The 23608-nt window shown below is 53.2% G+C and carries 20 protein-coding genes; 15 read left to right on the top strand and 5 right to left on the bottom strand.

Annotation, left to right across the window (positions count from 1 at the left end; genetic code table 11):
- The first annotated feature begins 581 nt into the window (after positions 1 to 581).
- The 10 genes from ltrA to CFELI_RS08965 all read left to right on the top strand — a co-directional run bounded on the left by ltrA (position 582) and on the right by CFELI_RS08965 (position 11914).
- On the top strand, positions 582 to 1904 hold the full coding sequence (ltrA, locus tag CFELI_RS09010; RefSeq protein WP_290258975.1) for a group II intron reverse transcriptase/maturase: 1323 nt from the start codon (positions 582 to 584) through the stop codon (positions 1902 to 1904).
- A 1744-nt stretch (positions 1905 to 3648) separates the two neighbouring features.
- Positions 3649 to 4275, top strand: coding sequence for a C40 family peptidase (locus CFELI_RS09005; protein WP_277104981.1), 627 nt, complete (start codon positions 3649 to 3651; stop codon positions 4273 to 4275).
- A 313-nt stretch (positions 4276 to 4588) separates the two neighbouring features.
- On the top strand, positions 4589 to 5605 hold the full coding sequence (locus CFELI_RS09000) for a C40 family peptidase (protein WP_290258974.1): 1017 nt from the start codon (positions 4589 to 4591) through the stop codon (positions 5603 to 5605).
- Positions 5605 to 6729 (top strand): glycosyltransferase family 4 protein, encoded by a 1125-nt coding sequence (locus CFELI_RS08995; RefSeq protein WP_374724740.1) that lies wholly within the window; start codon positions 5605 to 5607, stop codon positions 6727 to 6729. The genes CFELI_RS09000 and CFELI_RS08995 overlap by 1 nt, the downstream gene beginning before the upstream one ends.
- Before the next feature lie 97 nt (positions 6730 to 6826).
- Positions 6827 to 7759 (top strand): ROK family protein, encoded by a 933-nt coding sequence (locus CFELI_RS08990; protein ID WP_277104983.1) that lies wholly within the window; start codon positions 6827 to 6829, stop codon positions 7757 to 7759.
- Between the two features lie 36 nt (positions 7760 to 7795).
- Positions 7796 to 8530, top strand: coding sequence for a lysophospholipid acyltransferase family protein (locus tag CFELI_RS08985; RefSeq protein ID WP_277104984.1), 735 nt, complete (start codon positions 7796 to 7798; stop codon positions 8528 to 8530).
- A 171-nt stretch (positions 8531 to 8701) separates the two neighbouring features.
- Entirely contained in the window at positions 8702 to 9757 is a 1056-nt protein-coding gene (locus tag CFELI_RS08980) for an acyltransferase family protein (protein WP_277104985.1), read from the top strand.
- Complete coding sequence (locus CFELI_RS08975; protein ID WP_277104986.1) at positions 9757 to 9900, top strand: hypothetical protein; 144 nt, start codon at positions 9757 to 9759, stop codon at positions 9898 to 9900. Before CFELI_RS08980 ends, CFELI_RS08975 begins: the two co-directional genes overlap by 1 nt.
- Before the next feature lie 17 nt (positions 9901 to 9917).
- The gene (locus tag CFELI_RS08970; RefSeq protein WP_277104987.1) at positions 9918 to 10427 is read left to right on the top strand and encodes a polyadenylate-specific 3'-exoribonuclease AS; all 510 of its coding nucleotides are present in this window, start codon (positions 9918 to 9920) and stop codon (positions 10425 to 10427) included.
- Between the two features lie 98 nt (positions 10428 to 10525).
- Entirely contained in the window at positions 10526 to 11914 is a 1389-nt protein-coding gene (locus tag CFELI_RS08965; RefSeq protein ID WP_277104988.1) for a class II 3-deoxy-7-phosphoheptulonate synthase, read from the top strand.
- 114 nt (positions 11915 to 12028) lie between these two features.
- Here CFELI_RS08965 and CFELI_RS08960 read toward each other — a convergent pair whose 3' ends face one another.
- Both CFELI_RS08960 and CFELI_RS08955 read right to left on the bottom strand, forming a co-directional pair.
- The gene (locus CFELI_RS08960; protein ID WP_277104989.1) at positions 12029 to 13264 is read right to left on the bottom strand and encodes a glycosyltransferase 87 family protein; all 1236 of its coding nucleotides are present in this window, start codon (positions 13262 to 13264) and stop codon (positions 12029 to 12031) included.
- A complete protein-coding gene (locus CFELI_RS08955; protein WP_277104990.1) occupies positions 13245 to 15605 on the bottom strand; it encodes a protein kinase domain-containing protein in 2361 nt (786 codons plus the stop codon). The genes CFELI_RS08960 and CFELI_RS08955 overlap by 20 nt, the downstream gene beginning before the upstream one ends.
- Positions 15606 to 15667: 62 nt before the next feature.
- On the opposite strand from CFELI_RS08955, the gene CFELI_RS08950 reads away from it, so the two are divergent.
- The 3 genes from CFELI_RS08950 to CFELI_RS08940 all read left to right on the top strand — a co-directional run bounded on the left by CFELI_RS08950 (position 15668) and on the right by CFELI_RS08940 (position 18374).
- On the top strand, positions 15668 to 16048 hold the full coding sequence (locus tag CFELI_RS08950; RefSeq protein WP_277104991.1) for an Rv2175c family DNA-binding protein: 381 nt from the start codon (positions 15668 to 15670) through the stop codon (positions 16046 to 16048).
- Positions 16049 to 16798: 750 nt separating this feature from the next.
- Positions 16799 to 17281 carry a hypothetical protein gene (locus CFELI_RS08945; RefSeq protein WP_290258973.1) on the top strand — a complete coding sequence of 161 codons (483 nt, stop codon included), beginning with the start codon at positions 16799 to 16801 and terminating at the stop codon, positions 17279 to 17281.
- Between the two features lie 85 nt (positions 17282 to 17366).
- Entirely contained in the window at positions 17367 to 18374 is a 1008-nt protein-coding gene (locus CFELI_RS08940) for a DDE-type integrase/transposase/recombinase (protein WP_290258972.1), read from the top strand.
- Between the two features lie 24 nt (positions 18375 to 18398).
- Here the strand turns inward: CFELI_RS08940 and CFELI_RS08935 are convergent, their stop codons facing one another.
- The gene (locus tag CFELI_RS08935; RefSeq protein ID WP_277104612.1) at positions 18399 to 19895 is read right to left on the bottom strand and encodes an alpha-(1->6)-mannopyranosyltransferase A; all 1497 of its coding nucleotides are present in this window, start codon (positions 19893 to 19895) and stop codon (positions 18399 to 18401) included.
- 26 nt (positions 19896 to 19921) lie between these two features.
- The gene (locus CFELI_RS08930) at positions 19922 to 21001 is read right to left on the bottom strand and encodes a polyprenyl synthetase family protein (protein ID WP_374724739.1); all 1080 of its coding nucleotides are present in this window, start codon (positions 20999 to 21001) and stop codon (positions 19922 to 19924) included.
- A gap of 153 nt (positions 21002 to 21154) precedes the next feature.
- Here CFELI_RS08930 and CFELI_RS08925 point away from each other — a divergent pair, with 153 nt between their 5' ends.
- Positions 21155 to 22138, top strand: coding sequence for a methylenetetrahydrofolate reductase (locus tag CFELI_RS08925; protein ID WP_277104574.1), 984 nt, complete (start codon positions 21155 to 21157; stop codon positions 22136 to 22138).
- 133 nt (positions 22139 to 22271) lie between these two features.
- Here CFELI_RS08925 and CFELI_RS08920 read toward each other — a convergent pair whose 3' ends face one another.
- Positions 22272 to 22832: a GNAT family N-acetyltransferase gene (locus tag CFELI_RS08920; protein ID WP_277104575.1), complete on the bottom strand. Its 561-nt coding sequence runs from the start codon at positions 22830 to 22832 to the stop codon at positions 22272 to 22274.
- 313 nt (positions 22833 to 23145) lie between these two features.
- Here CFELI_RS08920 and CFELI_RS08915 point away from each other — a divergent pair, with 313 nt between their 5' ends.
- Entirely contained in the window at positions 23146 to 23571 is a 426-nt protein-coding gene (locus CFELI_RS08915) for an SAV_6107 family HEPN domain-containing protein (protein WP_277104576.1), read from the top strand.
- The last annotated feature ends 37 nt before the right edge of the window (positions 23572 to 23608 follow it).

Raw genomic sequence — 23608 nt, 5'->3', positions numbered from 1 at the left:
GCTCACCTAAAGGCGCCCTTCCACGCACGGAAGGGCGCCTTTTACGGTTCGCCCGACATGGGCATGTTCTTAAGGGTGTGAGTCCCTGATAGTGAAGGTGGTTTAACTATGTAGCTGATGGCAACTGCAGCATCGTGAGGTGTTGTGGGGAGGAAGCTTCAAGCGAAATCCTGCACCGAGGTATACGAATCACATATAAGGCGCGCTGATCTGGGTAAGGCTGCCGAAGAAGTCGAAGCCCGTTCCATCGAAGTGGTTAGTGTGTAGATGTGGCGGTTGTAGGAGGAAAGAGCATGTTCTTAATCGGGGAGGCCTGTCACAGACTGTGCCAAGTAGGTGTGGTAAGCCCTGTTGTGGGTTGGTGTGGTAGGAGTCAGCCGAGGTCATAGTACTCGTGGGAGACACCGCGGTCCGCGGTAGCCCTTATGGTGGGTGAGCGAGGAAGGACTGAACTTTACATTGTTGAGTATGGAACCTGGATTGTAGTTATGCATAACGGTGAAAGCTGCCAACCACGTGTGTGTGGGCATTATGGGGAGGATAGGGTGAATCCCGACGATAGCCATGGTGTGCCTAGTTGTGTGTCTGCCGATGTAGGGGAAGTGTCAACTGGTGCGGGTGCTGATCTGTGGGATCAAGTCTTTTCAGGTGGCAATCTCCGCACTGCATTAGAGCGGGTTAAGACGAATAAGGGTGCTGCTGGTGTGGACGGGGTAGGTGTTGAGGATATTGACGTTTATCTGCGCGAACACTGGAGTGGCATTCGTGAGCGTCTTGACGCGGGAACGTATAAGCCGTTGCCGGTTCGTGAGGTGATGATCCTAAAGCCTTCGGGTGGTTGGCGTATGCTTGGTGTTCCGACTGTTGTTGATCGTGTGATTTGTCAGGCGATCGCGCAGGTACTTACGCCTATCTTTGATGTGGGGTTTGTGCCTGTGTCTTTTGGTTTCAGGCCTCAACGTAGCGCACATATGGCGTTAAAGACCGCACGTGGGTTTCTTAACGAGGGGTATGTGTGGGTTGTTGAGGTTGATTTGTCGAAGTATTTCGACACGGTTAATCACGACATGTTGATGTCGAGGGTGGCTCGTAAGGTTGACGATAAGCGCGTGTTGAAGCTTATTCGGGCGTATTTAAACGCTGGGATTATGGCTGATGGTGTTGTTCGGTGTAGTGATGCAGGGACTCCGCAGGGGTCACCGTTATCGCCGTTGTTGAGCAATATCATGTTGGATGATTTTGATCATTATCTTGCATCTAAGGGCACGAAGTTTGTTCGTTATGCTGATGATATTCGGGTCTTTGTTCGTTCCAAGCGTGCTGCGCAGCGTGCGCTTGCCCAGTCTGGGAAGTTTCTGGAGGGGAAGTTAAAGCTGCGGGTTAATCAGGAGAAGTCCACTATTTGTCATGCGATTAAGGCGGAGCTTTTAGGCTATGGGTTCTATCTGGTTCGTGGTGATCAGTATCGGTTTCGACTTACTAAGGCCACGAAGGTGAGGGTTTTAGCCCGAGTGAAAGAGCTTACGGCAAGATCGTGGTCGGTGTCGATGGAGTATCGCATTGACCGGTTAAACAAATATTTGCGTGGATGGCTTGGTTATTTCGCGTTGGCGGATGCGAAGGTGTTTCTTAACCGGCTGGATGAGCATCTTCGTCGTCGACTGCGGATGTGCGTATGGAAGCAGTGGAAACGTATCCGAACGCGGATACGGAACCTCTGCCGCTTGGGTGTGGATAAACAAAAGGCCTATGAGTGGGCTAATACCAGTAAGTCCTACTGGCGTATCGCTGGCTCGTGGGTGCTTACAACCACGCTTACTAATGCGTATTGGAATGACCAGAACCTCGTATCAGCCGTGGCGTATTGGAACTATAAGCACAGTCAATACTCTGTATTGGTGTAAGGAACCGCCGTATGCGATGAACCGCACGTACGGTGGTGTGAGAGGGCTGCCGGGAAACCCGGCACCCTACTCGATTATGCAGAAACAAACGGTGTCAAACAGCACGCCAACGCCCATCGGCGGCACACAATAGCTGCAGCATTTGGCATGCATTAACAACCCGCATCGCTTATCGTTAACCACTTGATTAAACGCACGTTGTGGCTGCCTGAGGTCAAAGGTGCGTTTACCTGCCTACCAAGTCATCATGCTCATCGATAGTGCTTCATAGCTAATCCGAAGTTGCCTCCATCTAGTTTGATGGTGTTCTCTGTCTTAAAGCTGGAAATTTCATGTCACCTGTGCACATCTAAAGCCCCACAACACCGCCGCCAATACTTGTAGGACTTTGTATGAGGTGAGTGAGACAATAAAGGCCGCTAAAGGTTGCAGTCAACCACAATGGGGGTTTGTGCGAGTGGTTTTGGAGGGTGTGGTTTGGTTGGGTGCCGGCAGTGTTGCCGACGCAAGACTTGAGTACGTGGTTTCCGCGGTTGCTCTTCCTTATACCTATATATAAGGAGCGATATTTTTCACACGCAGTTATTCTCACACCCGAGTGTGTGAGAGCAAAACCGCTAACCTTCCCACTTTTAGCGTGGTTTAGAACGCGCAGGCACAAGTTTTTCGTGTGAAACTGCGAATGTGAATTTATGGGTGTGAGGTTCAAGTGCTTTGAACGGAACGTAGGTTTTTCATTCTTCCGGCTTGTGTTGTGCGCTTTTCACTAATGCATGGTTGGTGGGCAAGCGTTAGATCCAGTGCTGTAGTGAGGGGTGTCCATGAGATCTTTTTCGGTAGTGGGCTTAAGTTTGCAACGACTGTGGCTGAGGCTTCGCTCGGCCATGCTACCTACGTTTCGGCGCTGCGGGTGGCTGTGCGCCCCTTACGTCCATAAATCTGCGGTCTGGGGTCTTGTAAAGTCCTTGTGTGTTTAAGGGACGTGTATGGCGAATTAGGGCGTGCAGGGGCGTAGCTTTGAACCTGTGAGGTTGGAGAATTTCATGGGGATGGAGGGGGTGGCTGCGAGGATTGCAATCGGTTGGGGTCGTTGGATTGTGGCGTGTTGTGGTTCGCTCTGGTGACTGTCGTGGATGGTGTGAATTGGTGCAATCTGTGCGCATTTTTGGTGATTATGGGACGTAAATTAAGTAAAGTTAACTACTGTTACTAGTGGGATGAAGTTCTGACAGTGGTCAAGGTGGGTTCGGGCAACTGTTTGAGGGGTTGTTGAAACGACAGGGAAGGGGTGTCGGATGGGCAAAAGTGGCCGAAAATGCTCATATGTGAGCCAAATCACAAAAAATGATGTCGGGCTGCGAGTTGGCCTTGAAATGCCGATCACATTCACAACTTTGTAACGATTTGATAACGGAGCAAAGCGCAGGTTATGGGCCACTTTGGTAACAATTTGTTATAAACCTGACGTCAGATGAGTTGCGCGCAGCCGACCAGCGTTTAGGACGGAAACGGCTACCGATAAGGGGGGTAAAACCGAAAAAATTGGGTTAAAGAATGGACACGGTTTGTAATCATTTCGTAACCTGATTGAGACATTTGAAAAAGCCAGAAGCGAGACAACAGCTTCGCACGGTCTAGAAAATGCGAATCAATACGATCGCGTTGAAGGATCGTCAGACCGTCAGTGAATAGAAAGAGATCGCTGACACAAGGTCTGCAAAAACAAAGTATTGGAGAATCATTCGTGGCTAAGCACCGTCGTCAGTCCAGCACCGTCGCCCGCAATGCAGCGGCCGTCACTGCAGTTGCAGCAGTTACTACCGTGGTAGTACCAACCGCAGAGGCGGCACAGGTTGTCGTCCCCGGCACCGGCATTTCCGTCGAAGTTGCAGGCATCGAAAACGTTCAGGGTATTGCGAACGTACCTGGCATCGATCAGTGGATCCCTTCCCTTGCGGGCCAGGGTGGTGCAGCAAACTACTCCGCTCTCGTTGAGGCACCTAAGGTTGAAGAAGTAAAGACCCAGTCCGTGGGCGAGGCTGTTCTTGCAGCTGCTCGTTCGAAGATTGGCGCTCCTTACGTGTGGGGCGCGAAGGGTCCTAACGCATTCGACTGCTCCGGTCTGACCACTTGGGCATACGAGCAGGTTGGTAAGAAGATTCCACGCACTTCTTATGCTCAGGCGGCTCAGGGTCAGCGTGTGGCATATCAGGACTTGCAGCCTGGTGACATCGTGGTGTTCTACTCCGGCGCTTCCCATGTGGGTATCTACGCTGGTAACGGCCGTGTGGTTCATGCCGTGACTCAGGGCACTCCGTTGCAGGAGGCTCCAATGGGCAATATGCCTTTCCATTCTGCAGTTCGTTTCTAGTTCTGTTTTGCTTATCCTCGCCCCCGGACGTGTTCTGTAGGCGAGGATTTTGCGTATCGACGTCGTTTCAATGCTGGCGTGTGGTCAAGGCGTGAGCGTCGTTGCTTGTGCGCTGTTCATGTTTTTCATCAGGGGTGGCTGTCCGTGTTGGGTGGGGGAGCGCGCTGTGGAATAATCACAATTTCCACTTCAGTCACAACTTTCATGGAGGTGTCTTGTTCTATGATCTCCATGCTTTATAGTTGTTGTGGGACAAATTAGTTCACCCTGTCAACTTTTATTTTCACATTTATTTAGTGAGAGGTTTTTACTCGTGCGTGCCTTGCGGAAGAGTGCAGCGATTCTTTTCACCGTGTCGGTTGTGGCTACGGTTCCACTTGTATCGGCCCCAGCACAGGATATTGATGCGTTGATCGCCGAAATGGATCGTATTTCTGAAGATGCCACGGCGAAAAGTGAGCAGGTCAAGCAGTTAGAGGATGACTTGAAGGCTGCCGAGGAGGGGCTTGGTGCTATTGAGGACAATGCTCATCGGGCGACCGAAGCCGCTGATCAGGCGTTGGCTCGTCAGCGGGAGTATCAGGAGAATGTGAATCGAATTGCGCAGGCGAAGTATCGCGGTGTGGTGAAAGATCCTGTGAAGCAAGTGATCGGTTCGCATAATCCGCAGCATGCGATTGATCGTTCCGCGTATTTAACGACCTTGACGTTGAATACTGAGAAGACCGTTGGGGCGTTGATGGATTCGACGGCTGAGGCAAATGAGGCGCGTAACCATGCTCGTCAGTCTTTGGAAGAGGCGCGTTTCAAGCGTAATAATCTGATTGCTCAACAGCAGAAGCTGGAAAAAGAGCAGGAAGATTTGAAGGCTCGTATTGAAGAGATCAAGAATCGTGTTGATTCCTTGAGCCCGCAGGATCGTCAGCGGTGGGTTGAGAAGAACGGCCCGATTGAGTATTCCATTGCTGGTTTGTTGGGTTCGAATGAATCTGGCATGAGTGCGCTGCAGGCAGGTATGACAAAGATTGGTTCCCCTTATGGTTGGGGTTCTACTGGTCCGGATGCTTTTGACTGCTCGGGCCTGGTGGTGTGGTCGTATATGCAGCAAGGTAAGGTGCTTCCGCGTACGTCTCAAGCGCAGATGGCTGGCGGTGTGCCTGTTTCCCGTGCGGATTTGCAGCCTGGCGACGTCGTTGGTTTCTATCCGGGCGCCACACATGTCGGCATTTACGCTGGTAATAATATGATTTTGCATGCTTCGGATTATGGAATTCCTGTTCAGGTTGTGAGCATGGATTCCATGCCGTTCTACGGTGCGCGTCGTTACTGATGCGTGTTTTGTTGGTGACGAATGATTTTCCGCCCACTGTGGGCGGAATTCAGTCGTATTTACGGGATTTTATTGCCACACTTCCAGCGGAAGATGTGGTTGTTTTTGCGTCTACCCAAGATGCTGAGTTGGCTCAGTTGTGGGATAGCGCAGCGCCTTATCGGGTGTATCGGGCGAAGACGAGGGTGATGCTGCCAACGCCGCGGATTGCACGTCAGATGCAGGAGATTATTGCAACTGAGAATATTGATGTGGTGTGGTTCGGGGCTGCTGCGCCGTTGGCGGTGTTGGCACCGGCTGCGCGGCGTGCTGGTGCAAGTCGTGTGGTGGCTTCAACCCATGGCCATGAGGTGGGCTGGTCTATGATTCCTGGTGCTCGTCAGGTGCTGGGTTTTATCGGTCGGCATTGTGATGTGGTGACGTATATCTCGGAGTATACTTTGCGCCGATTTCGTCGGGCATTTGGTGATGTGGAGTTCGCGTGGTTGCCTTCTGGTGTGGATACGTCGCGTTTTCGCCTGATGGATGCTGCGCAGCGTGAGGTGGTTCGCCAGCGACTCGGTTGGGATTCTGACACGCGCTATGTGGTGTGTATTTCGCGTTTGGTGCCACGCAAGGGACAGGATGTGTTGATTCGTTCGTGGCCGAAGGTTGTTGAGCGCTTTCCGAATGCTGAATTGGTTTTTGTCGGTGGGGGTAGTTTTGAGACGCGGTTGCGGAAGCTCGCTGCTGGAGTTTCACGAGTGAGTTTTTGGGGCCGTGTTGATGAGTCCGTGATGGAGGATGCAGTGCATGGTGCTGATGTTTTTGCCATGCCGTGTCGCACTCGCGGTGGGGGGTTAGATGTTGAGGGTTTGGGCATTGTGTTTTTGGAGGCACAAAGCGCGGGCATTCCGGTGATTGCTGGTGATTCTGGTGGTGCGCCGGAGACGGTGACGCCCCAAAGTGGTTTTGTTGTTAATGGCCGCGATTGTGATGAGGTTGCTGATCGTGTGTGCGCGTTGTTGGCGGATGAATCGTTGCGTCATTCCATGGGGCAGGCTGGCCGTGAGCATGTGGAGAGTACGTGGGCATGGCCTTTAATGGCTTCACGTTTACGTGCTGTTTTAGGTTTTCGGCGGTAAGTGCTGCGTATAATCTCTTAGGTTTTAGAAATAGTTAACACTGGCTGGTGTATGTGAGAGCATGCACATTTTTGGGCGAAAAGGTAAAACTCCGTACATGTCGACAACTGTCACCGTTGGTTTTGATATTGGTGGGACCAATATGCGTGCTGGTGTGGTGAATGATCGGGGCGAAATTATTCATGCCTTGGCTGTTCCTGTGCCGGATTCCGCTGAAGGTCTTGAGCAAGGTATTGCTGATTTGGTGGCGTCTTTAGGGCGTGAGCACTCTATTGGTGCTGTGGGTTTCGCGATTGCTGGTTTTTTGGATCCTAAGTGTGAGGTGGTGCGTTTTGCGCCGCATTTGCCGTGGCGGGATTATCCAGCGAAGCGGAAGCTGGAAGAGTTGTTGCAGTTGCCTGTTCGTTTGGAGCATGATGCGAATTCAGCGGCGTGGGGTGAGTTCCGTTTTGGGGCTGCGCAGGGTAATCCCAATTGGGTGTTATTTGCGTTGGGTACTGGTATTGGTGCCACGTTGATGCATGAGGGGGAGATTTATCGGGGTGCGTTTGGTACGGCACCTGAGTTTGGGCATCTGACGGTGGTTCCTGGGGGGCGGGAGTGTGCGTGCGGTAAGTCGGGTTGTTTGGAGCGGTATTGTTCGGGTTCGGCTTTGGAGGAAACTGCGCGTGAGATGTTGGTGGCGCATCCTGATGTGGCTACGGCGCTGCGAGTGGATGATTGTTCGGGTAAGCGTGTGATGCGTTTGGCTGGCCTCGGTGATGCGTTGGCGTTGATGGTGGTTGAGGATTTTGCGTGTTGGCTGGGTTCTGCTTTGTCGATGGTGTGTGATGTTCTTGATCCTGGCGCGATTGTGATTGGTGGGGGTGTAAGTGGTGCTGCGGATTTGTATTTGGATCGTGCGAAAATGGTGATGGCGCAGCGGATTGTGGGTGCAGGTTTTCGGCCGCTTCCTACCGTTTCGTGTGCGCAGCTGGGTGGGGATGCGGGTATGATTGGCGTGGCAGACCTTGCACGAAAGTTGTTGTAAGGATTTGGGGATGACAAAGGAGCGGGCGAGTCGCTAATGAAAAATAAGTGGTATTGGGCGTTTAAGAATATTTTTTTCGGCCCGATCTTGCGGATTTATAATCGCCCGGTGATTGTCGGCGCGCAGAACATCCCGGAGTCGGGGGCTGCGGTGTTGGCGTCGAATCATCAGTCTGTGATGGATTCTTTTTTCTTGCCGTTGTTGTGTAAGCGTCAGATTACTTTCCCTGCGAAGCAGGAGTATTTTACGTCTCCTGGTGTTGTGGGGCGGCTGCAGAAGTGGTTTTTTACTGCTGTGGGGCAGATTCCTTTGGATCGTACGTCTTCGGATGCGTTGGAGGCGTTGACTAATGCTGCTTCTTCGGTGTTGGGGGCGGGGGAGTTGTTTGGTATTTACCCTGAGGGTACGCGTTCCCCAGATGGTCGGGTGTATCGCGGCAAGACGGGTATGGCGCGGGTTGCTTTGCTTTTCGACGCCCCCATCATCCCCGTTGCGATGGTCGGTGCCCGCGATGCGAACCCTATTGGTTCGTGGGTGATTCGCCCTAAGAAGGTTGAGGTGCGGATTGGTGCTGCTATTGATCCGGTGGCGTTTGTGGTGTCCCAAGGTCTGGAGCGGGAGAGCCATGAGGCTGCTCGTGTGTTGACTGATCATGTGATGCGGGTGTTGGCTGATTTGGCTGGCGAAGAGTATGTGGATGTGTACGCTTCTGAGGTGAAGAAGTCGTTGGAAGAGGGGAAGGGTTATCCGCCGGGAGCACAGCGTAATTAGCTAGGATTGAGTGTCGTGTGTAGTTCATGGGAATGTTGACAACTTCCTTTTGGGGCTAGTGAATTGTTAGGCTTAAAACTTTGATAGAAATTTCACGAGCATTCCATTCCCTTTCTGGTACACCAGTGGATTAGGAGGGGGTGTGTAGCACGACACCTTTGAAGGGATTGTATGCCTACCCCGCAGACGATGACTAAGCAGCGTATGGCGTGGCCGGATGTTGCGCGGGGTATTTCTATTCTTGGTGTGATGATTCTTCACGCCACGATGGAGATTCCTGGCGGCTTGGATACGCCTCTTGCGCGGGTCAATGATTTTATTGCGTCGTTGCGGATGCCGTTGTTTTTTATGGTGTCTGGTTTTTTCGCGGTGAAGGTTTTTGGTTTTAGTTTCAAGGATCTTCTGCTGCGCCGTTTGTGGTTTTTGGCGGTGCCGTATGTGCTGTGGAACCCGATCGAGGTGCTTGTAGCTTCGGTGCGGAATATGGTCATTGGCGGGGCGAGTATGCCTGGGGCACAGTTTGTGTTTGAGGCGATGTATACAGCGCAGAACATGTACTGGTTTTTGTATTTGTTGGTGCTTTTTACTGCGATTTTGTGGCTGACTAAGTGGTTGCCACAGTGGGTGCGTGTGCTGATTCCAGTGGTGGTGATTGTGTTGACACCGTGGATAATTCAGGTGCCTATTTTGGTGATGCCTCGTATTTTGGCGTATTTGCCTCCGTTTTTGTTGGGCGCGTATTTGCGTGACTGGATTGTGCAGTTTGCCCAGCAGGCAAATCGTTTTCCTGTTGTGGCGGTTTCTTTGGTGTTGGCTGCTGTGAGTTTTTGGCTGCATGCTCAGGATTTTGGTTATACCTATAAGCCGGTGCGCGATGTTGTTGTGAGTTTGATTTATTTGCCGTGCGCGATTGTGTGTGCGGTGTTGTTGGCGAAGGTACCGCTTGTAGGTGCTGGCGTGCAGAAGGTGGGGCGTAAGACGTTGGTGGTGTATTTGGGTCACCCGTTGGGTTTGAGTGTTGGTTTGGTTCTGATGCATTGGGCGGGGTTGTTGCAGTGGGATCAGCCGATGGTGTTGGTGGCTATGGCTTTGGGTTTTTGTGTTGCTGGGTCGGTTGTGATGTTTGCTGTGAGTAAGTCGCGTGTGTTGGGTTGGTCGATTTATCCGCCGGCGATTGCTCAGTATTTTTCGTCTCCTCGGTTGGTGGAAGTAGAATCAAGGTCCTGATGAAAACGAAGATTCTGCTCAGTGCGTTGCTGATTTGTGCGTATGTTGGTGCGGCGGCTTTCGATTTTTATCCGTCGTTTATTGCGCCTTTGGTGTGCCTCACGATTGCTGGGGTGTTCTTTTGGCCGTCTCGGAAAAAGTAGGAAGCGGTGTAAGGGTTTTGCGCTATTTTTATGACACTGAGTTTATTGAAGATGGTTCGACGATCGATTTAGTGTCGATTGGGATTGTTGCTGAGGATGGCCGTGAGTATTATGCGGTCTCGACTGATGCTGATCATTCGCGAGCAGGGGCGTGGGTGCGGGAGAATGTGTTGAGTCAGTTGCCGAATCCTTCGTCGCCGTTGTGGCGGAGTAATGAGCAGATTAAGTCTGAGATTGTTGCGTTTTTGCGTCAGGGTTCTTCTGCTGCTGAGTTGTGGGCGTGGGTGGGCGCGTATGATCATGTTGTGCTGGCGCAGTTGTGGGGTGATATGCGTGGGTTGCCGCGGGAGATTCCGCGTTTTACGCGCGAGTTGAAGCAGTATTGGGAGTTTGCTGGGTGTCCGGTGTTGCCGCCTGTTCCGGATGGTAATCATGATGCGCTTATCGACGCTCGGCACAACCTTGCGAAGTTTCGCGCATGTGAAGCTCAACTTCCGCTTGGAAAACGCAATAAAATATCTATCTAGGATTTAATGCAGCATTTGAATTGCTAACCTTGTCTTGCGGGGGCAATTGAGGATAAGTGGATTGGGGGCTGGTTGTTTCTCGTGCTAAACATATGGGTGTGAGTTGGACAGTTGATATTCCTAAAGAAGCCCTTCCGGACCTGCCACCATTGCCTGATGGTCTGCAGCAAAAGTTCGATGATGTTATTAGCCGTGATGCAAAGCAGCAGCCCACGTGGGACCCTGCTATTGCCGCGAATGTGCGCAAGATTTTGGAGTCGGTGCCCCCGATTGTTGTGGCGCCTGAGATACGTGAGCTTGAGCGCCACTTGGCGGATGTTGCTTTAGGTAAGGCATTTTTGCTGCAGGGCGGTGACTGTGCGGAGACTTTCGAGTCCAACACTGAGCCTCATATTCGCGCCAATATTAAGACGTTGCTGCAGATGGCTGTGGTGCTTACTTACGGTGCGTCTACCCCTGTGGTGAAGATGGCTCGTATTGCTGGCCAGTACGCGAAGCCTCGTTCCTCTGATCTGGACGGCAATGGTTTGCCTAATTACCGTGGCGATATTGTCAACGGTGTGGAGGCAACCCATGAGGCGCGTCGCCATGATCCTGCCCGTATGATTCGCGCGTACGCGAACTCTTCGGCGGCAATGAACTTGGTTCGGGCTTTGACCACTTCTGGTACTGCGGATTTGACTCGTTTGACGGAGTGGAACCGTGAGTTCGTGGCGCAGTCGCCTGCTGGTGCCCGCTACGAGGCTTTGGCTCAGGAAATTGAGCGCGGTCTGGATTTCATGAATGCCTGTGGTGTGAATGATGATTCGTTGCGTTCTGCTTCGATCTTCGCCTCCCATGAGGCTTTGTTGGTGGATTATGAGCGTGCGATGTTGCGTTTGGCTACCGATGAACAGGGCAATACAAAGCTTTATGATCTGTCTGCTCACCAGTTGTGGATCGGCGAGCGTACCCGTGGTTTGGATGATTTCCATGTGAATTTTGCGGCACTGATTGCCAACCCTGTGGGAATTAAGATTGGTCCGACGTGTACTCCTGAAGAGGCTGTTGCTTACGCTGATAAGTTGGATCCTGATTTTGTTCCTGGACGCCTGACTATGGTTGCGCGTATGGGCCACGATAAGGTTCGTACAGTTTTGCCTGCGATCATTGAGGCTGTGGAGGCTTCGGGGCATAAGGTTATTTGGCAGTCTGATCCGATGCATGGGAATACCTTCACCGCGTCTAATGGTTACAAGACGCGCCATTTTGACAAGGTTATTGATGAGGTTCAGGGCTTCTTTGAGGTCCACCGCTCTTTGGGCACTCACCCTGGTGGTATTCATATTGAGTTCACTGGCGAGAATGTGACGGAGTGCCTTGGTGGCGCTGAGGATATTACGGATGTGGATCTTCCTGGCCGCTACGAGTCGGCCTGTGATCCTCGCCTGAATACTCAGCAGTCGCTTGAGCTTGCGTTCCTTGTTGCGGAAATGCTGCGTAACTAGCGTTAATTGTATGCGTCAAAGCCCCTTTATCGTGGAATGCGATTCAGGGGCTTTGAGCATTTGTGTGTGCTGCTTCAGTGGTAGGTTGAGAAATCAGGTGACTTAAGCGAAACGCTAGTGACGTGCTGATAGGGTGTTGATGCGATTGTTTTCAACCGTGGAATATGCTCCAAGGTGGGTGGTTTGTGGATGAACAGCACAGACGATAATTACACACAGGGCGAATCCGACATCGTGGCTCCCTGCTAGTTGTTGCAGGAAAGTCCACTGAAGTTCGAGATGGTTGGAGTGGGGCAGGAGGTCATCGAGGTAGCTGAAGAGGGTACTGGTGCACACAGCCCAAATTGTAAGAACGTAGTGTTTGTGGGCGTAGAGGATTATGGTGCACGGAACAAGCCATACCCAGTGGTGTACCCAACTCACAGGTGAGACGGCAAGCAAGGCGAACGCGATGATGCAGAAGCTCATCTGAGCCTTGCAGTTGCGGGCGGCAAAATAGGCGAGTGCTGTGGTGATAATCGCGGCATAGGGCCAGTAGTTGCTGAGTCCGGCGCGGCTGAGGCTTGCTTTGAGGGAGTGATTTTCGGTGTAGTGTTCAGCACCGATACGTCCGGCGTCGAAAAGCACGTGGGTGAAGTAGTCAATGCTGGAGTCGGGGGCACACGCATACGCAACAAGGGTGGCGGCGCCGAAGCCGAGGCACATGCCGATGATAGCTGCGTAGTTGCGCCGAGCAAGAAAATAAAGGACGAAAAATCCTGGGGTGAGCTTGATTGCTGCGGCGATGCCGACGAGCACCCCGCCGATCAGGCGAGCGCGGGTGTGCGGTGCGCATCCGAGGCAGCCGTAGACAACAAAAAGCAGCAATACCAGGTTGATTTGCCCATACAGGAGTGTGCTGTGAACTGCGCCTGTGCACAGTGCGAGCACAAAGAGGCCGACTTTTCCCCACGGGTGGGTAAAGAGGGTTAGTGTGGGGTAGCTGCGTGCAACGATGCGGATGCTGGCATAGAGGCTAAGAAGGCTGACGCAGGTGAACAGGGGTGTAGCAATCGGCAGCCCAAGCCATGCCAGCGGGCTGAAAACAAGGGCGGCGAATGGGGGATAGGTAAACGGCAGGGGCGCTTCGAGGGTGCGGTAGACCTGATGGTAGAGGTTATCGCCATCAAGCAGGGCGTGTGCCCCGAGGCGGTAGACATCAAGATCGACCATGTAGCGGCCTGTAAGCACCCACGTGCAGCTGATGATGATCAGCGCAGGCACCCACATGGTGCTTATCGACGCCCCCACCCGACCCAGGTGACGCGCACTGTGTTGCTGTGGTTGGGGTTTAGAAGGTAGAGAGCTCAATGTCTGATCCTGGGACGGCGGAGCTAAACGAGCTAGGCGATTGGTAGTACACGCGGCTGCGCCCGGTGGCACCGGAGGGCAGTTTCACCTGGAAGCCGGCGTCGTGAAGAATCCGGCGGGCCTCAGACACTCGCTTGCCCACCACGTTGGGCACATCCACTTCCGCAACCAGGACGATGGTCACTGGCGTGGTGGAGCCGTCGATAAGCGTGCCAGGTGCAGGGATGACAGTGTGCACTTCGGAGGCGGATGCGCCGGAAATATTGGAGTCGCTTGCGCGGGTCACAGCCTCAACACGCACACCCGCTTCAGCTAATGCGCTGCGCGCCTCGGATTCGCTCATGCCCTCAACTTCAGGGATCACACTCGCTGTGGAGATCACAACGGTGACTGAGGAACCCTTCGGGTGCGCAGTACCAGCTTCAGGGGATGTTTCAATCGCACGATCGCCTTGAACCTGCTCGTCAAAACGATGCTGAATTTCAACCTTAAACCCGGCCTCTTCCAGCATCTGAACGGCCTCATCCGCATCCCTATCGCGCACGCTTGGAATATTGATCGGCTCGGGGCCCTTCGAACGGAACACAGTGACCTGAGTTTTCGTATTCACCTCAGTACCCACCGCAGGCTCTACTCTGACAATCTCGCCCACCGGAACGGTATCGGAGTATTCCTCACCCCCTTCAGCCGCTGTCAGCGAATGCTCAGCAAGAACAGAAGGATAATCCTTCACCTTTTCAAAGGCAGGAACCGTAGGCTTGCCCCTCGACACCAAAAGGGTGACAACGTCACCCTTTACTGTGCTACTCCCTGCTGAAGGATTCGTGCCTATCGCAGACTCCGCAGGAATCTCATCGTGATAAATTAACGAGACTTCCGAGGAAAACCCCGCCTCCTGTAATGCGGCTGTCGCAGCAGTTTTCTCCATCCCCAGCACTTGGGGAATCTCACCATAACGGCCCGAACCATACCACCACGCACCCACGGCAACACAGCAGGTGAGCACCATCGCCACAATAAGCCACAGCACCAAACCAACCTTGCCCCTATTGCTCACCTCAGGCTTTGTGTTTTCGACGGCTGCAGGCGCGAAATCAGGCATCGGCTCAACTGCACGATTGTGCACATCGGGGGTAATTCGTGGCTGCATCGCTGTCTCAGGACTCAAAGATGCCGCAGCTGCCCCAGCCCCAGCCGCAGCTCCTGCGGCAGGGGCGGTGGAACCAGCAGCGTGTGCACCCTGAGGATTCACTGGGAACCCGTGAGCATCCAAGACTCCCGTTTCCTCCGGAACGCTACCCGTACCCGCCACAGGTGGAGTTGGCGGGAAAACCGTGGTGGGCATTTCCAGCTGATCAGGATCTGTAATCACCTCAGTGACACCTTCCGCGGAAGGATCCTGCTTCGGAATAGCAGTGGTGAACATCTCCGTGTGATCATCAGTGCTGATCATTTCCGTCGCCGCCCGAAACGCGGCAGCATTCTGGGGTACGGGAACAGTGAAAGCGGGAAGGGCAAGCTCGTAGGCGACGTCGTCAAGCGCAGCAAGAAACTCAGTCGCATCCGCAAAACGCTCATTCGGATCAAAAGCACAGGCGGAAGCAACAAGCTCATCAATGAGCTTCGGAATGCCCGAAATCTTCGAACTTGGGGCAGGCACAGGGGAATCTAGACGCGCATACGCGTGCTCAATCTGATTCTCCCCACGAAACGGTGTCGAGCCCGTTAGCAGCTCGAAGAGCACAATGCCCGCCGAATACACATCAGAAGCCTCAGTAATATCATCCCCAGTCACCTGCTCCGGGGAGAGATACGATACCGTGCCAACAATCTGATTACTTGCCACAGTTGACGCGGAAGCAGCACGCACCAAACCAAAATCCGACAACTTCACCTGGTGCGTAGCCGAAATCAAAATATTGTCCGGCTTCAAATCACGGTGCACCATGTTTGCCTCATGCACCACACGCAAACCAGTCAACACCGCGCGCATCACAGCAACAGCAGCATGCGGCGGCATCGGCCCACGCTCAGCCAACAACTCGCGCAACGTACCGCCAGTAATCAGCTCCATGATGAGGAAAATATGCTCACCCTCAGAACTGAAATCGTACACACCCACCAAATTGGGGTGCGACAACCGCGCCATACTGCGCGCCTCACGGCGGAAACGCTGACGGAAGACGGGATCGTGAACATAACGAGCGTCCATGACCTTCGCAGCAACATGACGACCCAAGCGCGTATCTAGGCACCGATACACGGTCGACATGCCCCCGCGCGCAATCGGCGCCTCAATACGGTAACGCCCTTCGAGTAGTTCACCCATCTTCAACTGCATGCACACCAGTATTCCTGAAATTTTTGCGGACCGGTAACTGCGACTGGCGAAAAAGTCTTGCTATGTTAGCTAGTGTGAGTTCACAACAAGTACCTGCAAATGTTTTGCCCGAAGGAACCGAGCTGCTCAACGTACCCGAATACGCTGATCGCCTCGGGGTGCCCGTCACCCGCGTCTTTGACCTTCTTGGCGACCACAAACTGATCTGCGTTTTCGACGACGGGGTCAAGAAAATTCCCGCCGACTTCCTTTCCGCAAAAGGAACAACCAACAAATTCGTTCCCGGTGTCATCGCCTTGCTTGCCGACGGCGGCTACACCGACGAAGAAATCTTGCGCTTCCTCTTTACTGAGGATCAATCCCTGCCAGGGCGCCCCATCGACGCGCTGCACGGGCACCTTGCCCGCGAAGTCATGCGTCGGGCACAAGCAATGGCACTCTAACGTCTGCGCACGCAACACCAGTGCCTTAAGGCCGGCGCCATTCATCACTGAAAATATCAACCCCCACCACCTTTCCACGCGATTTCGAGGATACCTGTAACGGTAACCGACGTAGCATTCTAGGTGGCGGGGGTTTTCTATACCCTTGGCACCACATGTAATGACGTGTTGTCTCGTGGCATTGCCGTGGCAGACGCTATTGAGGGGGTGACAAGAAGGCAGTGGGGTAGTGCGCGGAGGATGAAACCCATCAAACAGGGAGCCTATTAATGTGTGGGGATTGATTGAAAATTAATAGTTAGAGTTTCAGTGCAGTGGGTAAAAATTGACCTGCGGTTTTCGGAAAAGCACTTGCTCTATCTCTAACTGTTAGCTCGTCCCCGTGATCCTGCGCCTGCCTGGTCTGTGGCTTTGAGTGGGTAAGTGTGGGCATTGTGGGATGGTCACTCGACCTTTATGCGAGGAGAGTGGTGAAACCGAAGGTGTAAGGATGTAAAAGTCGAGTTGGGGGAATAAGCCATTGGGATGGGACACGAAACCGTGCGCATCACAAGGCATGTGGTGCGGGGATAGTGGAGTGAAACGGCTGTGTATACAAACGAAAGTCGAGCACGATGAGAATAACCGTGCTCGACTATGAATTAACTCACGTGTTTCCAGGTGCGTGATGGCCCCTAGGAACCTGATGCCACACTAGGTGCTCAAGCAATAATTGTCAGACTACTTGTGAATGGTTTCTAGGAAGGATTCATGAGTATGGAAGTTCATGTTGTGGCTTCGTCGTTTACCCCCGCGCAGCAGCGTGAGATTGCGTTGCGTTATGTCAAGCTACGGCGGGGTGAGAAGACTCCTTATGCTGAAAGTTTAGGGCTGCGTCCGCATGTGATTCGGAAGTGGATTTCTGCGTTGGCTGATGGTGATCTCGACAATGAGCGTTTTCCCCGTAAGACTGGGAGTATGACAAAGCGTGATATTTCAGAGGTACAACGACTCCGAGAGCTTTTAGCCCAGCAGCAAGCCCAAGCCGAGCGGGAACAGGAAAAGTTGGTTCGTAAGCTTGCTGAACATAGCGCTCAAGCTGAGCGTGATCGGAAAGAATTTGCCCGCCAACTTGCATTAAAAGATGCTGAGGCTAGTAAGTGGGAAAAGGCTGCTGATGCGTTGGGAAAAGCTATTGCCGTCTTGCACGATCTTGGCGAGCCACACGGCAAGGCGGAAAAATCCTCACAGTAGAACAACAAGAACGTTTCGATGCGTTCGTAACCGAAGATCTTTCCTTGTTCTACGCTTTGGTTGATTTGACCATACCGAAAACACGATGCCACAAGCTTACTGGCTTGCGCCTTCTAGCCTGCATGAACGCCTTCATCCAGGCTATCGACGCAAGCACAACCCCACCCCGCATCGGTTGCGGCGTAAAGACGTGATGCTCACAGACCAGGAACGTACACTGATCTGCAAACAACTTGATGCCACACCAGAAGTACCCATCCAACAGGTGTACTACCAGCAGTGGGATCACGGGCAGGTCTTGGCAAGTTTAAGCAGCTACTACCGTATGTCAAAGACACCTACGTGTGTCAGCCGTGGACCTAAAACCACCGCTGTGCGTGTGAGTAAAACACCGCGGACAACCCCGCCACAGCTTGTTGCGACCAAACCGTATCAAACCCTGGTGTGGGATATCACCACACTGCCACTTCTTACACGAGGGCACAATACGTATCTGCACTGTGTTGTGGACCTGTATTCACGCGCCATCGTCGGATGGGGTATTGATGACCAGCCCAACACCACTGTCGCCGAAGAAATCTTCACCCAGATCATCGCCACTGCTACCAAACAAGGCCATCAGGTTGAAATGATCCATTCCGATAACGGGACTTCAATGAAATCAAGAAAAATGCAGCAATTCTGCCAAACCCATGGCATTGTTCGATCACATTCACGCCCACGCATCAGTGACGATAACCCCCACGTGGAATCATCCTTTGCCACCTTGAAAAACGATCCCACCTACCCGAAAGTTTTCGAGGATAAAAACCACGCCCGAAACTGGATACGCACCTGGGTAGACTACTACAACACCACACGCGCGCATTCAGCACTCGAGTTTTTCACCCCACACCAAATACTAACCAACACCTGGAAAGGAACCTGGGCAATACGCAACTCCGCCAAACAACGGCTCTACGAACAAAACCCCACACGATTTAGACACCAACGCCCACGCGTACGCACGCCTGAACCTGAGGTCTACTTCAATCTCACCAACACCCCCGAGCACCAAGGAAACACAACCCTCATCAACGAATTAATGCAATAACACACACCTACAAAACACCCCCAACTACCCCCAATTTTCACAAGTAATTGACAATAAGCGAGGCTGTGCGCCACTACTGTGTTCAGCCAATTCAGTGCCGCTAGTGGGGCGCGGGAAAAGCCATCGTGCGCCCACCCAACCAATTAGCGTGAATGTTGCCATCCATAAGGGGTTGTACAACTGGTGATTACCCGAACCTGTAAAAGCCAGCGCAACCACGACAGATGCAGCAACCACGAACTGCTTGACATAGCGCGATGAAGAAAAAGTACCCACCAGGCTCAGCACGCTGGCGTAATACCACGGCAAGGTCACGGCATTGAACGTAAACATCACCATATACATCACGGTGGTGCCAATGATTGGTCGAGAACGGAAAAACCACCAGCAGGCCACAAAACCACCGGCCATGACAAGCATGGACAGCTTCCTAGTCACCGCGACTACGTCGTTAAAGGGGAATGGGTTGAAAAAAATCTTGCCGAAATTTGCAATATGCCCAGCAACAAAAGAGGGGAATGACAAAGGATTAATGACTTTTGTATTACCCGTTAACGCCGCAATCCAACCCCAGGAAGCACCCGAGACCGATGTAATCAGGGCAACAATCGCCACCGTTAATACGGCACCGCCGATCGCAGCAACGAAAAACGCCACCCATTTCTGTGCTGGAGTTGGGGCTTTATTCACCCAAATCCACACCACAAAAGGTAAACAAAACGCAGCCGTAGCCTTCAAGGACATCGCAACTGCGATCAGCGCAATGCCGAAGAAGAATTCGCCTCCATTTCGCGAACGAAGAGCAAGCCACAGCCCGATCGAGACTAACCCCACCATCACTGATTCGTTGTGCATGCCGCCAACCATGTGAATGATCATCACGGGATTGGCTACCCCCAGCCACAGCGCGAAACCCGGATCGGCACCCAATTGCTGTGCAATCTTGGGCACCGCCCATATGATGGCGGCGAAACCGAGCAGACTGATCAGCTTGAATACGTATGTTCCGGCTAAGACGTTGTCGCCGACAACACGGGTGACCCCCTCACCGATCCACAGGTGAAGTGGCCCGTAGGGGGTAGTAGTGTTACGCCAATCGTGGGAAACCTCAAACAAAATAGCATTCGGGTTCGCTGAGGGTCCTTGGGTGTAAGCGTCAAAGCCGTCCCTGAGCAAACTTCCCTGCATGAGGTAGGAATACACGTCGCGCGACATCATGGGTGCGGCGGCGGCGAGCGGTGCAAGCCACCACGGCACAATTCGGCGCACCACGGCAACATCAGCGTGGGCTTTACCCAGCAGCAGCCACGCAATGACAAGGGTGGTTGTGCCCACCCATAACGTTACGTTCGACAACGCCGCACCGTGGCCGAAGCTTAAGAATTCAAGCCCGAACCATTCCAGGGCGCTGCCGCGTTTTTGCAGAGACCCCCCGCCGAAGGACCCTAAAAACATCAGAGTGGTCGCACATAACCCCAGCTTGAAGCTTATCGACGCCCAATCGCGGTCCCGAGAATCCACCGGCCGCGCACCATTACACTCAGTTACTACAGCCACCGGGCGGTCGCCTTCAACGCCAAACGTTCCAGCAGTGCATAAGTGTCGGAATCAATAGTCGCCCGAGACAAATGCTCCAGACCTGCTGCGGTTAAAGCAGAAATCTGCTCCTCAATAGCATCATGAGCACCCGTTGCGCGGATAGCAGCCGTAAGCTCAGCAATCTCTTGCGGATCTGTAACATTGCCCACCCCTTGGCGGATCAGCTGCGCAGTAGGGGCGTCGGCAAGCTTCAAAGCAGTCGAGAGCAATACCGTACGCTTGCCCTCCCGTAAATCATCACCCGCAGGTTTACCCGTGATGGCCGGATCACCGAAAACCCCCAACTGATCATCACGCAACTGAAACGCTACACCAATATCCGTGCCAAAAGCACGCAACGCAGAAATCAACTCCTCGTCAGCACCGCCTAACGCGGCACCAATATGCAACGGACGTTCAATCGTATACGCCGCCGTTTTAAAACGATTCACATTATGTGCCAACTCCACATCCTCACTACCGGAAGCCTCCAACGTGATATCCAGCAACTGCCCGCCAATAACCTCCGTGCGCATCCCGCGCCACGCCGGCAACGCCCGCTGAATACCAGCAGCAGAAATCCCAGAACCATGGAACAAATCATCAGCCCACACCAGAGCCAAATCGCCGACCAAAATCGCCACCGAATGACCAAAATGCCCACTATGGCCCATCCACTTGCGATCCACATGACGCGCCTCAGCAACCCTGTGCACAGTAGGATGACCGCGTCTGGTGTCAGAAGAATCAATAATGTCATCGTGAATCAGCGCGCAGGCCTGAATCAGCTCCAAAGACGACACAGCGCGCAACACCGCCTCAGAATCCTCTACACCCGAACGTTCACCCCCAGCGGCAATGAAACCAGCCCACGCAAACAACGGGCGGATTCGCTTCCCCCCGCTTAAAACATAATTCTCTAACAGCTCCACGGCGCGCGACACAGGAGCACCAATACGGGCAATATCATCACGCTGCGCAGAGAAAAACTCCTGCACATGCTGCTCAACCAGCGCTGGAATAGCTTCAGCCTGCAACGGTTTCGTCACTTTAAGACAAGTCCTCACACTCAAAAGGGAAAAAGGGGTGAAACAAAATACCCCAAGCTAGTCGGCCATATTCTGTCCACGAGGGAAAATAAATAGAAATTTCGGGGCACGAAAGTCCCAGAAACCTAACTCTAACTTCTAAGATACCTAGGCATGGCAGCAACACCTACCCCCGCACGATACCAACGAGCAATCACCGACGTAATCACCGCCCCCGCCCCCGGAAGAATCCCCTTCTCCGTCGAATTCATGCCCCCACGCACCGACGAAGCAGAAGCCCGCCTATGGAAAGCTGCCGAAGTATTCCACGACCTCGGCGCAGCATTCGTCTCCGTCACCTACGGTGCAGGCGGATCCTCTCGCGACCGCACCCTCCGTATTGCCCACGAACTCGCGCACCACCCACTGACCACCCTCGTCCACCTCACCCTCGTCGGACACACCGAAGCCGAACTCATCGAAATCCTCCAAGGCTACGCCTCAGCAGGACTCAGCAACCTGCTCGCTCTACGCGGCGACCCACCAGGAGGCGACCCACTCGGCGACTGGACCAAAATCGACGGCGGATACGAATACGCTGAACAGCTCATCCGACTGACCAAAAACCTCCCCGAAACGCAACACTTCCAAGTCGGCATCGCATCCTTCCCCGAAGGGCACTACCGCGCACCCACACTTGAAGCCGACACCGAATTCACCCTCAACAAGCTGCGCGCCGGGGCGGAATTTTCCATCACCCAAATGTTCTTCGACATCGACTACTACCTGCGACTGCGCGATAGGCTGGCCGCTGCCGACCCAGAACACGGCACCAAGCCAATCATCCCAGGTATTATGCCAATCACAAGCCTGCGTTCCGTACGCCGTCAAATCGAACTCTCCGGCGCGTACCTACCACCAGCACTCGAAGAACGCCTCGTGAAAGCCGCCGGTGGAAACGAAGAAGCCAACCGTGATGAAATCCGAAAAGTAGGCATTGAAGAATCCACCATCATGGCCGAACGCCTCATCGCCGAAGGTGTGCCCGACCTTCACTTCATGACGCTTAACTTCGCCCGCGCAACCCAAGAAGTCCTCCACAACCTCGGAATGGCCCCAGCCTGGGGGCCAGAACTCGGCCACGACGCCGTGCGCTAAAACAACGCTACAACCGCAATCGGAAAGCGCAACAAAGTTGAGAAAAACTCACGCCCTCAGCTGGTTACACGCAAGGACTATCCTGCTACCAGTTGGGGGCGTCGACAAGTATAAGGCAACTCAGCGCCCACGCCTATGGGCACGACGATGCAGTCGCGTGCAAAATAGCAAAAGGACGCTCATCGCCAGCAAACAACATTTGGCGAACAAAATCCTCAAAACCAAACCGACGATACAAACGAAACGCACCATTATCCTCCCCAGCAACCTCAGGGGTGGACAGCAAAATATGCTCCGACTGCGACTTCGCAATCAAGCTAGACAGTAGCTGAGTACCGATACCCTTGCCCTGCGCCTGCGGGCTGACATGAATCTCAGTCACTGAAAAATACTGACTCAAAATATTAAGCTGCCTCGGTGAAGCACCCCCCTGAAGTCGCAACGCACGCCGCACCTCCCGATCCCACCAATGCTCAGGCCTCCCCAGATAGCCATAAGCAACACCAAGAATATGCGTGTTGTTATGCGCAAGCACAGCGTGAAAATTCTTCTCCATCACCGCCGCGCGCCAAGCAGTAATCCGACTGTTTTTCATCGCAGGGTCGTAGCCCATCGCCTTGATATACACATCCACCAATGAAGGACACAGCACAGAAAACTCGTGGGGACTCAGGCTTTGGTAATAAACAGTCACATAAACAATCGAACCACGTTTAACCCGCGATTGCGAAGAGTAGCGCACAAAACACAAACGCACCCATCTCACACGTTCTGCACAAGGCCCACACTCGGAGCCGTTAAGGTGCCTATATTTGCTGGACAACCCCACAGCTTCAAACAACTGTTCTATAATAGGGGTAGGTCATGTTCGAGGCATTTTCTACACTTCACAACTAAAAAGCGACCAGGAAAACTACGCACCACATTCGGCACACGGTCAAGAGCACCAGCTCTGTGGACTACCCACGGTGCAGGCGCACAAATAGGAAAGAAAGGAGCGTCACATCATGAACACCGTTGTTTCTGCTACTACCCGTTTTGCCACCCGCAACAACGCAAGCGGCCAGTACATGCACCGCGCCCACTGGCTCATCGCGGAAGCCGTCACATACCGCAAACAACAACGCTACGATCTAGCACTCGATTCCGCCTATCAAGCAGCATTGCGTACAGCAGCCGCAGCTGTGGCACTGAGTCCTGTTGCGCGCCGGGTACGCAAACCAGCTTCGGCATGGGCGCAGCTGCGTCTCGTGGGCAAGGATGCTGCAGTGTGGGCGGATAAATGTGAGAAATATTCCAAACTTCGCTCCCACGCCCTTTCGGGGATTACAACAGATATAGATGTTGCACAGGTAGATGCACTGATCAACCTCGTTTCTGAGTTTATTGATGCAGTGGAGACACAGTCTGGCAGTTCCCCTGCCGCAGCCTAGGCTGATATTTTCTGCCCTCGTTGGTCAAGTGGGGAAC

The organism is Corynebacterium felinum, assembly GCF_030408755.1.
Classification (GTDB): Bacteria; Actinomycetota; Actinomycetes; order Mycobacteriales; family Mycobacteriaceae; genus Corynebacterium; species Corynebacterium felinum.
Note: the sequence above shows the minus strand (reverse complement) of the source record. Positions and strands in the feature narration are given on the sequence as shown.

Bases quoted from the DNA above. Each gene is read 5' to 3' on its own strand.
- CFELI_RS08945 (WP_290258973.1), top strand. From the start codon at position 16,799: ATGAGTATGGAAGTTCATGTTGTGGCTTCGTCGTTTACCCCCGCGCAG.
- CFELI_RS08915 (WP_277104576.1), top strand. From the start codon at position 23,146: ATGAACACCGTTGTTTCTGCTACTACCCGTTTTGCCACCCGCAACAAC.
- CFELI_RS08950 (WP_277104991.1), top strand. From the start codon at position 15,668: ATGTTAGCTAGTGTGAGTTCACAACAAGTACCTGCAAATGTTTTGCCC.
- CFELI_RS08925 (WP_277104574.1), top strand. From the start codon at position 21,155: ATGGCAGCAACACCTACCCCCGCACGATACCAACGAGCAATCACCGAC.
- CFELI_RS08985 (WP_277104984.1), top strand. From the start codon at position 7,796: ATGAAAAATAAGTGGTATTGGGCGTTTAAGAATATTTTTTTCGGCCCG.
- CFELI_RS08940 (WP_290258972.1), top strand. From the start codon at position 17,367: ATGCCACAAGCTTACTGGCTTGCGCCTTCTAGCCTGCATGAACGCCTT.
- CFELI_RS08995 (WP_374724740.1), top strand. From the start codon at position 5,605: ATGCGTGTTTTGTTGGTGACGAATGATTTTCCGCCCACTGTGGGCGGA.
- CFELI_RS08955 (WP_277104990.1), bottom strand. From the start codon at position 15,605: ATGCAGTTGAAGATGGGTGAACTACTCGAAGGGCGTTACCGTATTGAG.
- CFELI_RS08980 (WP_277104985.1), top strand. From the start codon at position 8,702: ATGCCTACCCCGCAGACGATGACTAAGCAGCGTATGGCGTGGCCGGAT.
- CFELI_RS08990 (WP_277104983.1), top strand. From the start codon at position 6,827: ATGTCGACAACTGTCACCGTTGGTTTTGATATTGGTGGGACCAATATG.
- CFELI_RS08975 (WP_277104986.1), top strand. From the start codon at position 9,757: ATGAAAACGAAGATTCTGCTCAGTGCGTTGCTGATTTGTGCGTATGTT.